This is a genomic window from Actinocorallia aurantiaca, assembly GCF_039533685.1.
In the GTDB taxonomy this organism is placed as follows: Bacteria; Actinomycetota; Actinomycetes; order Streptosporangiales; family Streptosporangiaceae; genus Actinocorallia; species Actinocorallia aurantiaca.
In genome coordinates, this window is sequence record NZ_BAAATZ010000034.1 from 276,844 (window position 1) to 291,806 (window position 14,963).

The following is a 14,963-nucleotide window of genomic DNA, read 5'->3' on the forward strand; positions in this document are numbered from 1 at the left end:
AATCAAGCTTTGCAGTTAAATGAGTGTTATGGATCAATAAATGTGTTTACCTGCAACACGGCCGATGGCCGACCCGTGCCGTCCCACTCGGTACCCCGGCCAATGGCGGTATGGGTCCGGGTCCGCCGAACCGCGTCCGCCGGCGTTCAGTGCGGAGGCCGCAGCGGGTGGAGGGCGCTGGAGACGAAGCATCCCCCTTCTCCGGGCATGCGCTGGATCCGCGGAGGCGACCACACGTCCGTACGCCCCGGGGCGACGCGGGCCAAGGTGCAGTCGAAGGCGTCATTCATATAGGGCTTGACCCGCAGAAGGACCCCGACCACGCCGTTCTCGGCTTTGACCTCGGCATGGATCGCCGGATCGAGCCCGAGGGAGGCGACGGCCTCGCGGACCTCCCGCTCATCGACCGCGCCGTCACGCGGCACGAGGGGAAGGGCCTTCCGGAGTCGCTCGTCCGGAATCTCCGGAGTCTTCGGCCAGGACTCGAACACGAGAGGCTCGCCGGCCGGGCACTCCACGTCGCGCGGTTCGTCGCCCCCCTCGCTCCCGGTCGAGAAGCGCAGCTCGAAACAGCGCACCACGGTGACGCTCTCCATCGAAGGCCGGCCCTGCGCCGAGGTGCCGGAGAGCCGGACGACGACTCCCGCCCCGTCACCCGCGGTCGTCGTGCCGCTCACCCGCATCACCTCGACGCCGTCGATGTCGCCCGCCAGGTGGGCCACGTCCTGGGCGGCCCGGACCCGGCCGCTGTAGAGCTGCTGCCCGACCCGGCGGGCCTTGTCCCGCGCGTCCTCGGCCGCCCGCTCCTCCGCGGACGGCGCCAGCCCGCACCCGCCGGTCAGCAGCAGAGCCAACGAGACCAACAGAAATCGGCGCATGGTGCAACGATCGCGGTTCGCGGGGGAGCCCGCCATCCGCTCCCGTACTCAGACGGGGAACCGGTCACCTCTTCGTCATCGTCAACACGATCAGGTCCTCGGCCCCGACCTTCGCGGTGTCATCGCCGTAGCCGGTGCCGCCTGGGCAAAGCCGAGGCAAGGGTCGGGTAGCGGTGCGGCATGTCCTGTGTGATTCGAACATGTGATCGAGTTCGCGGGGTAGATTCTCGAGCGTGCTGAGGGATGAACCGATCACCGCAGAGACCGACCCGTCCGGGATGCCCAGGTGCATCGTCCGGCGGGGCCGCCGCTACCGCGTCCACGTCCTGGACGCCTGGCAGGCCCCCGGCGGGGTCCGCCTCTACCGCCTGAGGGCGCGCGCCGAGGACGGCGAGTGCGCCGTCGCCGAGGTGAGGCTCACGGGCGCGGTCTTCCGCCTGTCCCGCTGGTGGGACTGACCTGGCCGGCCCGCGGGTCCGCCGTCGACGAAACGAAAGGAGCACCGGTTGCCATGAACGACATCAGAATCGCCTCCCTGCGCGATGCCGATCGGGATTTCGGCCTACGGGCGTTGTTCTCCCTGGACGAGGCCGACGACGGCGCGGCGGTCATCGTCTGCGTGGGCGATACCAGGCTGGAGAACCTGCCGCTGGACTTCTCCGCCCTCGACGCCTGGACGGGGGTCCCGAAGGCGGGGCCGGGCGCGTTCCTGGGCGTGGCCGTCTACGGAGACCTCGCCGTCTCGGACGGGATCATCAACGCCGGGCGGGACTCCGGTCCGTTCCTGTGGGTGCGGGGCGACGTCCGGGCGAAGAACCTCGCCGTCGCGGGCGGTGAGGTCCGGATCGAAGGCGGCCTGGAGGCGGCGCAGACGATCGCAGGTGTTCGAGGACTCGGACGAACGGTGGTCAGGGGCGACGCCCGTGCCGAAGCCGTCCTGGCCCGGGGGCACCTGATGGAGTTCCACGCGGGCCTGACCGCGGAACTCGTCGTCGCGGACGATCTCCTCAGGGTCGGCGATCCGGGGCGAGTGGAGGTCGCCGGCTGGTCGGGCCGGGCGCACGACCTCCGGGGTGGCCTCCTGCCCGGCCTGGGCTCGGCCTCCACCCGGGCACTGCGCCTCCTCGCACCCGGCCTCCGCGACCTCGACGGCGGCCTCGAAGACGCACTGGCCGCCATCGAGCAGGGGTGTTCTCTTCTGGACGCGCCCGCGCCGACCCTCTCCGCCGCCTTCGGACGGACTCCGGCGGCATGAGCCGCCGTTGGGTCAAGCGGTGGAGGAGCCTCGCGGCGGAATCCGCCGGTCCGCCGGAGCAGGGCCGAACCCCTTCACCGGAGACGCCTCCCGCGAGTACTACCTGACGGGGGCTGCCGGGCCGGCCGTGGACGACACGTCCGGTCTGGGCCACCCGACCTGGCCGTACGAGAAGGCCGTCTACGACGCGGGCTCTCCGTACGTGATGCCGCGCGACACCGGCTCCCGGAGGGTGCGGAAGAACTTTCGGAGGTCGTCGGTCAGCAGGTCCGGGGTCTCCAGGGACGGGAAGTGGCCGCCCCGCTCGAACTCGGTCCAGCGCACCACGCGGTGCGCTTTCTCGGCCAGGGGCCGGATCGAGAAGTCGGTGGGGAACACCGCGACCGCCGTCGGCACCGAGCCCCGGGGTTCCGGAGCCCACATCGCGGGGTCGTTGAACCGCTCGAAGTAGGTGTGCGCGGACGGCCCCGCGGTGCCGGTGAACCAGTAGACGCTCACGTCGGTGAGGATGTCGTCCAGCTCCACCGCCTCGTCGGGCGTCTCGGCGGCGGGGTCCGTCCAGTCTTTGAACTTCTCCACGATCCAGGCGAGCTGACCGGCGGGGCTGTCGTGCAGCGCGGCGGCGATGGTCTGCGGGCGGGTGGCCTGGAGCTGCATGTACGCGCCCTGCTCCTCCTGCCACCGCTTCATCCCGTCGAGCCGTTCGCGTTCCCGTCCGGTCAGCGACCCCATGACGGGGGGGTCGGCCACGGGGAAGGTGAGCAGGGAGTTGACGTGGACGCCGGTGACGTTCTCCGGCGCGAGCCGTCCCATCAGCGGGGCGATGAACGCGCCGACGTCGCCGCCGTGCACGCCGTAGTGCTCGTAGCCGAGGAGGGACATCAGCTCGGTGAGCGCCGCCGCGGTGCTGCCGTCGGTCCAGCCCGTGGCGGGGGGCGGGCCGGAGAAGCCGTAGCCGGGCAGAGACGGGACCACCAGGTGGAAGGCGTCGGCGGGATCGCCTCCGTGGGCCGCCGGATCGGTGAGCGGGCCGACCAGGTGGTGGAATCCGGCGAACGATCCGGGCCAGCCGTGCAGGAGCAGGAGGGGCGTGGCCTCCGGTTCGGCGGAGCGTACGTGCAGGAAGTGGAGGCGGGTGCCGCCGGCCGTGGTGGTGAACTGCGGGAGTTCGTTGAGCTCCGCCTCACGCGCGCGCCAGTCGAAGCCGTCGGCCCAGTGGTCGGCGAGCTTGCGCAGGTAGCCGGTCGGCACGCCGCGTTTCCATCCGGTTCCGGGGACCTCCGGAGCCCAGCGGGTGCGCTGCAGCCGGTCGCGCAGGTCGTCGAGATCCCGCTGGGGGACCTCGATGCGGAACGGCGTGATCGGGGAAGGTGCGTTGTCTGCCATGTCCCGGACGCTAACGACGATTGGTGTCAGCTTCTGGCACCAATGGCCGCGCATAATGAATCCCGTGTTGGACACCTCGGCCAGGCTGCTCCGCCTGCTGTCACTGCTGCAGTCCCGCGCCGACTGGACCGGCGCGGAACTCGCCGGACGGCTGGAGGTCGGCCTGCGCACGGTGCGCCGCGACATCGACCGCCTGCGCGAGCTGGGCTACCCGGTCGACGCCACCCCGGGGGTCGCGGGCGGCTACCGCCTCGGCCACGGCGCCGCCCTGCCGCCCCTGCTCCTCGACGACGAGGAGGCGGTGGCGGTGACGATCAGCTTGCGCATGGCGGCGACCGGCAGCGTCGCCGGACTGGAGGAGGCGGCACTGCGGGCCCTGGCCAAGCTCCAGCAGGTACTGCCCTCCCGCTTGCGCCACCGGGTCACCGCGTTCCAGTCATCGGTGGTGCCGCTCACCGGCACGGTCGCCGAGCGCGTGGACGCCGACCTGCTCGCCGCGATCGCCGCGGCCTGCCGTGACCGCCGCCGGATCAGGCTGCGCTACCGGCGAGGCGATCAGGAGCAGGCCCGCGAGGTGGAGCCGTACCGGCTGGTGCACACCCCGCACCGCTGGTATCTCTTGGCATGGGACACGGGCAGGAAGGATTGGCGGACGTTTCGCGTCGACCGGATCACGCCCCCGCTCGGTCAGCCGGGAGCCCGCTTCACTCCGCGCCCCCCGCCGCACGAGGACACCGCCGCCTACGTCTCCACGTCTATCAGCGCAGCCCCCTACGCCTACCAGGCACGCATCCTCTTCCACGCGCCTCTCGCGGAGGTCGCCCCGCACACCTCGCCGACCGCAGGCCGCCTGGAGGCGGTCGACGAACACAGCTGCGTGTTCCACGCTGGCTCGAATTCCCTGCGGGAGATCGCCGTCCACGTCGCGGTCAAGGGCTTCGACTTCGAGGTGCTCGACCCGCCGGAGCTGGTCCCCGTACTTCAGGAGGTCTCCGAGAGGCTCCGCCGCGCCGCCGACAGCTCCCGCCCGCACCTGACGGCGGTACCGCGGCCTCTCCGCCGTCCGGACAAAACGGAGACGAGAAACGGGTAACGGTGTGATTGACTTCAAGCGCACTTGAAGTCCGATGCTCGTGCCATGACTTTCACCTCGGTCGAACATTCGACGGTGCTCGAGTGGATCAAAGAGACGTCCCATCCCTTGGCCACGGTGGACCCGGCGGCGCCGCTGGACGATCTGCGCCCGTTGCTCGGCATGCTGGGCCAGGCGTCGGTCGTCGGCTACGGCGCCGGGACGCGCGGCGCGCACGAGCTGTTCGCACTGCAGGCGCGCATCGCCCGGCTCCTGGTGGAGGAGGGCGGCTTCCGCGCCATCGCGCTCGAACAGGACTGGACGTGGGGCGTCCGCCTTGACGAATGCGTCCGCACGGGGGAGGGAGATCTGCGGGCTCTCCTGAAGGACGCGGCGCCCTTCACCAGCACCGAGGAGGTGCTCGGCCTCCTCGCGTGGATGCGCGACTTCAACCGGGATCACCCGGAAGACCCCGTGCGCCTCGTCGGTGTCAGCCCGCACCCGGCGAGAGACGCGGCATACGATGCGGTCGTCGGCCAGGTACGCAGGACGGCGCCCCACCGTGCGCGAGAACTGGAGGACCTGTACGCCGAGCTTCGTCCCGGTCAAGACATACATGACCAGATCGGCCGCTTCTGGAGTCTTCCCGACAGAAGGGTCTGGGTCGACCGCGCCCGCACTGCCCATGATCTGGTGAGGAGCCTCACCGATGATGCCCGGACGATCCAGACCGCGCGGACGATCGTCCAGTTCTACGAGCTCCACGACCATGACTCCCTGCCGCACGACCCCCACAACATGGCCTGCTTCGAGCGTTCCTTCGCCGAGAACATCGCCTGGTGGCACCGGCAGACCGGGCAGAAGGTCCTGTGGTGGACGTCCAGCTCGCACTCCTCCAACGGCCCGGGAAGAGCGATGAGCTTCCCACCCGCCCCTCCGCGGGCACTGCCCAATGCGGGCAGCTTCCTACGGGAACGTCTCGGGCCCGGTTACGTCTCGATCGGTCTCACCTTCCGCGAAGGCGAACTGGCCGCCTACTCGGGATCGAAGATCTTCCACGTCCCCGGTGCCGCACCCGAGCTCTTCGAGTCGGTTCTCGGCGCCGTCGGCCTCGGTGACTACCTCCTCGACCTCCGCGCGGAACACCCCTCCGCGGTCGCCGAACAGCTCGGCCGGACGGCCAGATTCCGGGCCATAGGCCCCGTCTACGACCCGGACGACGACGCCGCCCACCACATGACCGGCGGCTCGCCCGCCGAGTGGTTCGACGTCATCGTCCACCGCCGCCACGTGACACCGGCCCGCCTGCTCGATTGACGATGCGACGGAGACCGGCGCGCAGTGGTGATCTGCGCGGGCCGGAGCGGCCGGGGAGGAAGGCCGCCCCGGCTCATCGAAGCCGAGGCGGCCTCTTCCGAGCACGATGTCCGATCACGGCGACCGGCCGGATCGGCGGGGTCGCTCGCGTTCAGCCGAGGACCGCGGTGGCCTCGATCTCGAGCAGGAGGTCGGGCTCGGCCAGGGCGGCGACCCCTATTCCGGTGAGCGGCGGGACAGGGGAGACGCCCAGTTTCGTGAAGGCCCGGGTGGCTCCTTCCATGAACAGGGGCATCTTGTCGGGGGTCCAGTCGACGATGTAGACGGTCAGTTTCACCACGTCGTCGAAGGAGCCGCCGACCTCCGCCAGGGCGGTGCCGATGTTGAGGTAGCACTGCTCAGCCTGGGCCGCGAGGTCGCCTTCGCCGATCCTGTTCCCCTCGGCGTCGCGGGCGACCTGGCCGGCGACGAACACCAGCCTCGATCCGGTGGCGACCGCCACCTGCCGGTAGAGGTCGACCTTCGGCAGTCCGTCGGGGTTCACCAGGGTGATGGCCATGCTGACTCCTTGTCGTGAGAGCCCGTGGGCTCGGGGTCCAGAAAACATAGCATTGCTATGCCATGTATTCTGCTGCCATGGCGAGGACGAAGGATCCGGCGATCCGCACCCTGCTCCTCGAGCGGGCCGCGCACATGCTCCGCACCCGCGAGCCCATCACCCTGCGTTCGCTGGTGGCCGGGACCAACGTGTCGACGATGGCCGTCTACACCTACTTCGGCGGCATGGACGGCATGTGGAAGGCCCTGCGGCAGGAGGGCTTCACCCGCCTGGCGGCCAGGTTCACGACGGTGGCGGAGTCCGCGGACCCGGTGCGGGACCTGACCGCCCTGGTCGCCGCCTACCTCGGCAACGCCCTGGACCATCCCGACCTGTACCGCGTCATGTTCGACGCGAGCTTCGACCTCGAAGACCTCAAGGCTGCGGACGCGACCCTGGAACACCTGGTCCAGGCCGTTCGGCGGGCCAAGGACGCCGAACGCTTCCGCGCCGGCACGGACCCCTTGGACCTGGCGATCCAGAGCTGGGCGATCGCCCACGGGCTGGTCTCCCTGGTCGCCAACGGCCCCCTGCCGCCCCGGACGCTCGACCACTGCGCCCCCATGCTGGCCGCGCTGTTCGTCAGCGTGGGAGACGACCCGGGCAGGTGCCGTTCATCGGTCGAGCACGGCTGGAAGCGGCTGCGCCTCCCCGAAGACCGGTAGAAAGATCAGTCCTGAGCCTTCCATGCCCTTACCAAGCGAAGCTCTCCTCTGGAGAGAATGTCCTTATCAAGGAGAGGTGGATGGAGGGGCGGCAAGTGTGCTCCCCACCCATAGACCTCCAGGTGGCGGACGGGCAGTGTGAGCAGCGCTGACCACCCCCTGGAGTGAGCATGAGACTCGCTGTACCCTTCGCGCGCTCGGCCCTGGCCGTCGCCATCGTTTCGACCGCCCTCGTCGGGACGGCCCTGGCCTCGGCTCCGGAGTCGGAGCCCGTGGTCTCCCGGGGAGTGACGATCCCCGTCTTCTACAACCCGCCCGCCGAGCTGCCCTCCGCCAACGGCGCGCTGATCCGCACCGAGCCGCTGCCCCTCGGTCTGAACCTGCCGGGGCTGGACGGACGTCCGCTGCCCGGCACGGCGACGCGGCTGATGTACAAGTCCACCGACTCCAACGGGCTGCCCGTAGCGGTGACCGGCGCGTACATCGAGCCGTCGGCGGCCTGGAAGGGTGGAGGGCCCCGCCCGCTCGTGGCGGTGGGCTCGGGCACCATGGGCCAGGGCGACCAGTGCTCGCCCTCGTTCGCCCTGGAGCACCCGGCGACCCTGACGGGCGACACACTCTCGGTCGCCTACGAGGACCTGGCGATCTACCGCCTGCTGTCCACCGGCGCGGCGGTGGTCGTCACCGACTACGTCGGCCTCGGCGCGACCGACCGGCTCCACACCTACGTCAACCGCCTCGACGAGGCGCACGCCCTGCTGGACGCGGCCCGCGCGGCGCGCGCCGTGCCCGGGGCGTCGATCACGTCCACCTCCCGTGTCGGCCTGTACGGCTACAGCCAGGGCGGCGGCGCCAGTGCCGCGGCCGCGGAGGTCCAGCCCTCCTACGCGCCGGACGTCAAGCTGGCCGCCGCCTATGTCGGCGCGCCGCCCGCCGACCTGACCGCCGTCATGAAGGGCATCGACGGCAGCGCCCTGGTGGGCGCGCTGGGCTGGTCGATCAGCGGCTTCGTCCAGTCCGACCCCGCCCTGGGCGACATCGTCGAGGCCAACACCAGCGCCGCCGGCAGGGCCGTGCTCAAGGACCTGTCCACCATGTGCGTCGGCGACGCGATCCTCCGCTACGCCTTCGCCTCGAGCACGCAGTGGACCACCAGCGGCAAGTCCATCGCCGCCGTCATCGCGGCCGAGCCCGAAGCGCAGGCCGTCCTGGACGCGCAGCGCATCGGCAAGCTCAAGCCCGCGATCCCGGTGCGGCTGACGACCGGCGTCCAGGACGACATCGTGCCGCACGCGCAGGCCCGCCAGCTGGCCGTGGACTGGTGCCGCAAGGGCGCCAAGGTCACCTACGTGCCGGTCGTCCTGCCGAACCTGGGAGACAAGCTCCTCACGAACCACCTAGCCCCCCTCCTCACCGACCAGGGCGACGCGGTGGCCTGGATGGCCGACCGCCTCGCGGGCAAGACGACGACCTCCGGCTGCTGGAAGCTGCCCGTCCAGCCCTGACGGGCCCGTCAGGCCCGGCGGGCCCCGCCACAGCACCACGGCGGGGCCCGCTCCGTCATTCGGAGACGGGTTCGAAGACACCCCAGACGCGGACGGTCCCCGGGCCGTAACGGGAATCGAGTTCCCGCTGCAGTTCCTCGGTAGCGACGAACACGGTCACGCCCACCCGGTTCTCGAAGACGTTCACGCTGCTGTTCTGCATTCCCGGGACCTCCTTGCTCACCTCCCCTTGGATGTCATGGAGCTCGGCCTCGGTGTACTTCGCGGGGGAGACGCAGAGCGCGCCTCCCCAGACCTTCCGCACCCGCTGCTCATGGCCTTCGAGATCACCGGTGAACCTGATGTTGAGCACGAGTTTCGTGGGGTCGTTGGCTTCGGATTCCTTGATCGGGCCGTCACCGAGGTAGCTCTGGTCGACCCAGGTGCCCGCGTACTGGGGAGACTTCCGGGCGATCTCCATAGCGGCCTGCAACGCTTCCTCGGTCGCCTTCGCCGGGTCGACCGGCTTCCAGCCCCCCTCCGGCGTCGGGCACGGTGAGGCGAAGGTGGACTCGTTGCCGGAATCGTCAGGCCGCGGCGCCTTCGGGGATTCGGTCAGCGTGATCCGCGTACCGTCCCACGTACCGACGACGGCGTACTCGCCCCACTTCACGCCGTCACGGGCTTCATGCTTCACGGAGCTCCAGTCCCAGCCCACGAGGTCAGTGCCACTGCATTGCGGCGGCATTGAATTAAGGACCATCTTGCAGAACCGGGGACCGTGGCTCGCGTCTTCGAGCACGGTTCCGGTCGCCGTATAACGCGGCACGGAAGCCGACATGGATGACGTCTCCGACCCGCAAGCCGTGGTGATCAAAGAGAGAAGGAGCACACCTGCAAAGAGCCTCATGCCCCTCATGACGTTCGCCGTTCATACCTGCGTTGCTTCCCCGGCAGCCTATGTCCCGGTTCCGGGACCCGTGGAACACGCTCTACGCGCACGCGAGCGACCGATCGCACCGTCGGTATCGGCCGAGTCGGCGCCGATCAAGCATCCCCTGTCCCTGCTCGGGCGGCGCCGGACCGCGTGCTCAGCGGAGTGCCGAGGCCGCGGCGGCGACCAGGAGGAGGAAGAGGGCGGCCAGGAGCCAGAGCATGGCGCTGCGGAGCCTCCTGTACCGGTATCCGTGAAGGCGTCCGCATCGCCACAGCTCGGCGAGGGCGAACTCCAGGGACTCCTCGGGCGATGTCGTGACCACCTTGTGCCTGAACTCGTCGAACGTGCTCACGCGCTTGTCGAGTTCGGCGTAGCAGTAGAGAAAAGCAGCGGGCGTCTCCGGTTCCCCGAACTGGCTCTCCCAGTTTCGGACGGTCACCAGGGCCAGCGCGGCGTTGCCGACGGAGAAGACGACGCAGCCCAGGACGACCAGGGCGATCACCACGAGGACGGTGTCCGGTTTCTGGTTTCGCAACGAGAACGCCAGGGCGATCCCGGCGATCAGGAGGGCGTTGGTGCTGAGCACCGCGCCCGCCCGGGCGGAGACCCCGGTACGCATCTGATCGCTCCGCAGGATGTGCCAGTTCACCCTTTCGAGCTGTTCCTCGACGGGGAGAGCCGCCGGCAGATGCGAGGAACGGGCGGGATCGGACGATCGAAGGTCCGTCACCGTAGAACTCCCTACTGTCCGGAGGTCCGAGGAGTGTCGTCCTTTGGACCTCCGGCCAGCGGCTCGAGGTTCCTTTCCGGCAATACCTGGCCTGCTGCGGACAGACCGGGTTGAAACCGGGAACGGCCGTCAGCCCGTCCTGCGGCCGAGGAAGGCCGTGATGAGTGCGGCGACGGCCTGCGGTTGCGCGGTGAGCATGTCGTGGCCCGCTTCGAGTTCCTCGACCCGGATGTTGGGCGGCAGTTCGGCGAGGTCGCGGCGGACGCCTCTGCGGAACGCCTCCATGAGCTCTCCGCCCGACATGCCGGGCGGGTCCTGCGTCGGGATCACGACCAGCGTGGGGCAGGCGACCTGACGCAGCAGGGGGATCGTGTCGCGGAACTCGGGTGTGTACCGGATCTCTTCGAGGAGCTTCACGTCCGGCCGCGCGTACGTCTCCCCGTCCCTTTTCGTGAGGGCGCGGGCTGGGAACATCGTTCGGAGCTCGGCGGGGAGGGGCTGCCCCATGGCCGCGGCCTGCGCGTCGAACGCGGCCTTGAGCTTCGCGAGTTCCCGGTCCCGTGCGGCGGGGTCCATTCCCGGGTAGTTGCCGGGGTCGCTCTCGGCGGAGCGCAGGCCGTCCAGGTCGACGATGCCCGGACATGCGGGGTGGCGCAGCGCCCACAGTACGGCGATCATGCCGCCCAGCGAGTGTCCGGCGACCACCGGTTCGTCGAGTCCGAGGTGTTTCACTACGGCTTCGATGTCGTTCAGGATGCTCGCCCACTCCCAGGGGCCGTCGCCGGAGTGGCCGTGGCCGCGCAGGTCCACGGCCACGGTTCGGCGGTCGTCGAGGTCGAGCGGGTCCCAGGCTTCCAGGGTTCCGCCGAGCCCGTGGAGGAGGAGCACGGGTGCGCCGTCTCCGCCGGAGTCGCGCACGGCGAGGGGGATTTCGTGGTCGGTGATGGTCAGATCATGTGACATGACGCTCCCGGGGTCGGTTCAATCGTTCGTGTATCGACCGCGTCGTCACCCCGCCGTCGGGGTGGCGGTCGAGCTTCGCGCGTTTGACGAGGTCGTGGACGCCCTGGCGGGTGATGCCGAGCATCGCGCCCGCCGTGGCGAACGGCACCGAGTCCCTGCCCGGATGCCCCGCGCGCCGGGCGACGGCCCGGCCGAAGGCCGTGCGCCACCACTCGTCGGGCGGGTCGAACGGCCCGTCTCCCGGAAAGGCCGCCGCGACCAGCCGCGCCGCCATCCGGACGGCGAGCGCCTCGTCGGGCCCCAGCAGTTGCGCCGCCCACACCTCGGCTTCGATCCGCAGCCGGTCGCGGACCGGCTCCACCTGCTCGTCCGACCCGAAGAGGATCTCCAGCGGATCGACGATCCGCCGTTCGACCAGCTCGATCAGCTCCCGGACCAGCGCGACGTGTTCCCTCGTACTCACTTGACGAACGATAGCAAGTACTTGCTCTGATTCGTCAAGTAGTGACTTCTTCGGAAGGATTCCCTCCATGGAGACAGGACTGGAAGAGCTGACCGCCCGGCTGCGGCAGGCCGTGCACGAGCGGGGCTGGGCGCCGTTCCACACCCCCAAGAACCTCGCGATGGCGCTCGCGGGCGAGGCGGGGGAGTTGCTGGCGGAGTTCCAGTGGCTGACACCGGAGGAGTCGCGCCGGGTGATGGACTCGCCGGAGAAGGCCGAGGCCGTCCGCTCGGAACTGGCGGACGTATTCAGCTACCTGCTGGAACTCGCCGACGTGCTCGGCGTCGACCTGATCGAGGCGACGAACAAGAAAGCGGACATCGTGGCGCGCCGGTATGCCGAGGGGTATTACGGGGACTGAGGCCACTTCTCGCCTGCGGGCGCGAATCGGCAGGCCTGCTCGCTCTCCTGGCCGGTCCTCGCGTCCACTGCCGGGCGCGTCCTGTTCCATGACCGGAACTTTCTCGCACGAAAAGTTATCGAAAGATCACATCAGGTGATCATTGGGGAGATGGTCAAGCCGCCACGCAGCCGGAGGCGTCGGTGCCCGCCGACGCGTCCCTGCAATGCCCGAGGAGTGGACCCGTGCACGATCGACGTGATCTTCTGCGGGCAGGCCTGCTGGCCGCCGGAGGGCTGGCCACCGGGCTGTTCGACCCCACCGCCGCGGACGCGCTCCGCCGCGCCGTCCCCGACCGCTCGGCCTGGCGGAACCTTCGGCGGGCGCTCAGTCCCGCCTCGCGTCTGTACTTCTCCAGTACCGCCGGCTACACCGCGCTCGCCCTCCCGCAGAACCTGCGCTACTCCGCCCTGCGCCCGGCCGGCATCGTCTCCTGCGGCAGCGCCCGAGACGTCCAGACGGCCGTGCGTTGGGCCGTCAGGCACGGCATGCCGCTGGCCCCGCGCTCGGGAGGCCACAACTACGCGGGGTACTCCACCACGACCGGCCTGCTGATCGACCTGCGGCGCATCAGGGCGGTGAGCCCGCGGGGCGACCGGCTCGCGGTGGGAGGCGGCGCCACCAACTCCGACGTGTACCGGGCCGGGACCGGCGGCACCGGCCTGTACTTCCCCGGCGGGCGCTGCCCCGGAGTGGGCGTCGCCGGGCTGACGCTCGGCGGCGGGCTGGGGTTCAACGACCGCAGGTGGGGGCTGACCTGCGACCGGCTGGTGGAGACCCGGGTCGTCCTGTCCGACGGGACCCTGGTGCGCGCCACCGAGCGGGAGAACGCCGACCTGTTCTGGGCCTGCCGCGGCGGCGCCGGAGGCAACTTCGGCGTCAACACGGCCTTCGTCTTCGACGCCGTCAGGGTCGACCGCCAGGTCTCCACGGTCTTCGACCTGTCCTTCTCCCTGAAGCGCGGGGTCGAGGTGATGGACGCCGTGCGCGAGATGCTCCAGCGGGACGAGCGCGCGGGCCGCCTCGACGTCCGCGTCGGGTTCGCCCACCCCGGCGAAGGGAAGGCCTCGATCGCGGTGCTCGGACAGTACCTCGGCACCGACGACCGGCTGCGGAAGGTCCTGGCCCCGCTGCTGGCGCTGTCACCCACCCGGCGGTTCATCGAGCAGCGCGGCTTCTGGCGGGCCCAGGATCGGCTGGCGCTGAAGTCCGGCAGGGAGGCGATGGCCGCCAAGTCCCTGGTGCCGACCCGGTGGCCGGACGAGGAGGCGATCACGGCCGTCATGGAGAGGATAGGCCGGTGGCGGCCGGGCCTGCCCGGCAACTCCGGACACGTCACGCTGTTCGCGATGGGCGGCGCGGTCTCCGCCCTCGCCCCCTCGGAGACCGCCTTCCCCCACCGCCGCGCCGTCTTCGTGATCGACATCGGCGCCTCCTGGTCCGTGAAGTCCTCCGTCGACGTGGTGGACGGCCTGATCCGGCAGATCCGCGCCATCTACGACGTCCTGGCCCGGAAGCTGCGGACCTCGGCCGCCTACGTCAACTTCCCCGATCCCGACCTGCCCGGCTGGCACACCGCCTACTACGGCGCGAACTACGACCGCCTCGCCGAGGTCAAGTCCCGCTACGACCCGTCCGGCGTCTTCCGCTACGGCCAGAGCATCGGCTCACCCCTCGTCGCCGAGGACCTCGCGTCCTGAGGACGCGCTTCGCCTATCTGGTACCTCGGGCCGCGTCCGGGTCGTTCACTCCGGCGGTGCACCCGGCGCCGTTCGCCTTGCTCACCCGGTTCAGCGAGCTCATTCGGGCGCTCGCCTCGTTTTTCGCCGGGTGCCGGTGTTCCGACTTCAGGCGTTTTGAGGAGCCCGCTCCGCGTGAGGCGGGAGGCTCCTCCGGGCGGAGTCAGGCGGTGCGGCGGACGGCGATGACGGTGTCGGTGACTACGGCGGTCTGCCCGTCGGGCCCGGTGGCTTCGCGCCGTGGCGTGCCGAGGCGTTCGGGGGACCACCCGGCCGGGTCGAGGCCGAGTTCCGCGTAGATCTCCTCCGGGGTGGGGAAACGGGTGTCGGGGTCGATGCTCGACCAGGGATGCCTCGAGCCGTGCTCGACGACGAGCAGAAGGCCGCCCGGAGCGAGGGCGTGCGCGGCCTGCCGCAGGACGCGGGAGCGCGGCAGGTCGAACGGCGTCTGCAGGTACTGGGCCGAGACGAGTTCGAAGACGCCGGCCGGGAACCCGGCGGCGAGGTCGTGCAACTCGGTGGTGACGCGGTCGGCGACCCCGGCCTGGGCCGCGTACTCCGCGGTGAGCTCCAGGGCGGCGGGAGCGATGTCGACGGCGGTGACCCGCCAGCCCCGAGCGGCCAGCCACGCCGTGTCGCCGCCTTCCCCGCAACCGAGATCCAGCGCCCTGCCGGGAGCCATCCCCGCGACGGTCTCGGCGAGCACCACGTTGGGCGTGCCCTTCCACCGCCTGCCGTGGCTGCGATAGCGGTCTTCCCAGAACCGTGCGGCTTCGTCTGCGGCTTGCATGTCGTTGCTCATGTCGCAAGGGTGCGACCACCGGTCTCTTTCACGCAAGAAACGTTGCCGTTTCTGCAAAAACTGCGGTGGGGCACGGACGTCCGCCGTCGCGTGTGCCGATCCGCTTCGGAGGCCCACCGTCGGGATCGCGTGGACGGCCAAGACGGGGAGTCGGGCTCGGGAGCAGGTGCCTCGAAGGTGGCCGGGTCACGCGTCCGAGCGGAAGTGGCAGACGAAGGGAGCCAGGTACAGGTCG

The 14,963-nt window shown here is 70.3% G+C and carries 16 protein-coding genes; 8 read left to right on the forward strand and 8 right to left on the reverse strand.

Features of this window, described 5'->3' with window-relative positions; genetic code table 11:
- Positions 1 to 146: 146 nt before the first annotated feature.
- On the reverse strand, positions 147 to 878 hold the full coding sequence (locus ABD327_RS33950) for a hypothetical protein (RefSeq protein ID WP_344457059.1): 732 nt from the start codon (positions 876 to 878) through the stop codon (positions 147 to 149).
- Between the two features lie 233 nt (positions 879 to 1,111).
- Between ABD327_RS33950 and ABD327_RS33955 the strand changes: the two genes are divergently transcribed.
- Together ABD327_RS33955 and ABD327_RS33960 are read left to right on the forward strand one after the other, a co-directional pair.
- Positions 1,112 to 1,336, forward strand: a complete 225-nt coding sequence (locus tag ABD327_RS33955) for a hypothetical protein (protein WP_344457062.1) — start codon at positions 1,112 to 1,114, stop codon at positions 1,334 to 1,336.
- A 53-nt stretch (positions 1,337 to 1,389) separates the two neighbouring features.
- Positions 1,390 to 2,133, forward strand: coding sequence for a hypothetical protein (locus tag ABD327_RS33960; protein WP_344457064.1), 744 nt, complete (start codon positions 1,390 to 1,392; stop codon positions 2,131 to 2,133).
- Positions 2,134 to 2,313: 180 nt separating this feature from the next.
- Here the strand turns inward: ABD327_RS33960 and ABD327_RS33965 are convergent, their stop codons facing one another.
- Positions 2,314 to 3,519, reverse strand: a complete 1,206-nt coding sequence (locus tag ABD327_RS33965; protein ID WP_344457067.1) for an epoxide hydrolase family protein — start codon at positions 3,517 to 3,519, stop codon at positions 2,314 to 2,316.
- A gap of 64 nt (positions 3,520 to 3,583) precedes the next feature.
- Here ABD327_RS33965 and ABD327_RS33970 point away from each other — a divergent pair, with 64 nt between their 5' ends.
- Positions 3,584 to 4,612, forward strand: coding sequence for a helix-turn-helix transcriptional regulator (locus ABD327_RS33970; protein ID WP_344457070.1), 1,029 nt, complete (start codon positions 3,584 to 3,586; stop codon positions 4,610 to 4,612).
- Between the two features lie 45 nt (positions 4,613 to 4,657).
- On the forward strand, positions 4,658 to 5,908 hold the full coding sequence (locus ABD327_RS33975; RefSeq protein ID WP_344457072.1) for an erythromycin esterase family protein: 1,251 nt from the start codon (positions 4,658 to 4,660) through the stop codon (positions 5,906 to 5,908).
- 151 nt (positions 5,909 to 6,059) lie between these two features.
- Here the strand turns inward: ABD327_RS33975 and ABD327_RS33980 are convergent, their stop codons facing one another.
- Complete coding sequence (locus ABD327_RS33980) at positions 6,060 to 6,467, reverse strand: RidA family protein (RefSeq protein WP_344457074.1); 408 nt, start codon at positions 6,465 to 6,467, stop codon at positions 6,060 to 6,062.
- A 77-nt stretch (positions 6,468 to 6,544) separates the two neighbouring features.
- Here ABD327_RS33980 and ABD327_RS33985 point away from each other — a divergent pair, with 77 nt between their 5' ends.
- Positions 6,545 to 7,171 carry a TetR/AcrR family transcriptional regulator gene (locus ABD327_RS33985; protein ID WP_344457076.1) on the forward strand — a complete coding sequence of 209 codons (627 nt, stop codon included), beginning with the start codon at positions 6,545 to 6,547 and terminating at the stop codon, positions 7,169 to 7,171.
- A 170-nt stretch (positions 7,172 to 7,341) separates the two neighbouring features.
- Positions 7,342 to 8,676 carry a lipase family protein gene (locus ABD327_RS33990; protein ID WP_344457078.1) on the forward strand — a complete coding sequence of 445 codons (1,335 nt, stop codon included), beginning with the start codon at positions 7,342 to 7,344 and terminating at the stop codon, positions 8,674 to 8,676.
- Between the two features lie 55 nt (positions 8,677 to 8,731).
- On the opposite strand, the gene ABD327_RS33995 is transcribed toward ABD327_RS33990, so the two are convergent.
- The 4 genes from ABD327_RS33995 to ABD327_RS34010 all read right to left on the reverse strand — a co-directional run bounded on the left by ABD327_RS33995 (position 8,732) and on the right by ABD327_RS34010 (position 11,748).
- Positions 8,732 to 9,496 carry a hypothetical protein gene (locus ABD327_RS33995; RefSeq protein ID WP_344457079.1) on the reverse strand — a complete coding sequence of 255 codons (765 nt, stop codon included), beginning with the start codon at positions 9,494 to 9,496 and terminating at the stop codon, positions 8,732 to 8,734.
- A 250-nt stretch (positions 9,497 to 9,746) separates the two neighbouring features.
- Positions 9,747 to 10,322: a Pycsar system effector family protein gene (locus tag ABD327_RS34000; RefSeq protein WP_344457081.1), complete on the reverse strand. Its 576-nt coding sequence runs from the start codon at positions 10,320 to 10,322 to the stop codon at positions 9,747 to 9,749.
- A gap of 129 nt (positions 10,323 to 10,451) precedes the next feature.
- Positions 10,452 to 11,285: an alpha/beta fold hydrolase gene (locus ABD327_RS34005; RefSeq protein WP_344457083.1), complete on the reverse strand. Its 834-nt coding sequence runs from the start codon at positions 11,283 to 11,285 to the stop codon at positions 10,452 to 10,454.
- Positions 11,275 to 11,748 (reverse strand): hypothetical protein, encoded by a 474-nt coding sequence (locus ABD327_RS34010; protein WP_344457085.1) that lies wholly within the window; start codon positions 11,746 to 11,748, stop codon positions 11,275 to 11,277. The genes ABD327_RS34005 and ABD327_RS34010 overlap by 11 nt, the downstream gene beginning before the upstream one ends.
- Before the next feature lie 67 nt (positions 11,749 to 11,815).
- Between ABD327_RS34010 and ABD327_RS34015 the strand changes: the two genes are divergently transcribed.
- Both ABD327_RS34015 and ABD327_RS34020 read left to right on the forward strand, forming a co-directional pair.
- Entirely contained in the window at positions 11,816 to 12,148 is a 333-nt protein-coding gene (locus ABD327_RS34015; RefSeq protein ID WP_344457087.1) for a nucleotide pyrophosphohydrolase, read from the forward strand.
- Positions 12,149 to 12,372: 224 nt separating this feature from the next.
- Entirely contained in the window at positions 12,373 to 13,887 is a 1,515-nt protein-coding gene (locus ABD327_RS34020; RefSeq protein ID WP_344457089.1) for an FAD-binding oxidoreductase, read from the forward strand.
- Positions 13,888 to 14,089: 202 nt separating this feature from the next.
- Here the strand turns inward: ABD327_RS34020 and ABD327_RS34025 are convergent, their stop codons facing one another.
- Positions 14,090 to 14,728 carry a class I SAM-dependent methyltransferase gene (locus ABD327_RS34025; protein WP_344457091.1) on the reverse strand — a complete coding sequence of 213 codons (639 nt, stop codon included), beginning with the start codon at positions 14,726 to 14,728 and terminating at the stop codon, positions 14,090 to 14,092.
- Between the last annotated feature and the right edge of the window lie 235 nt (positions 14,729 to 14,963).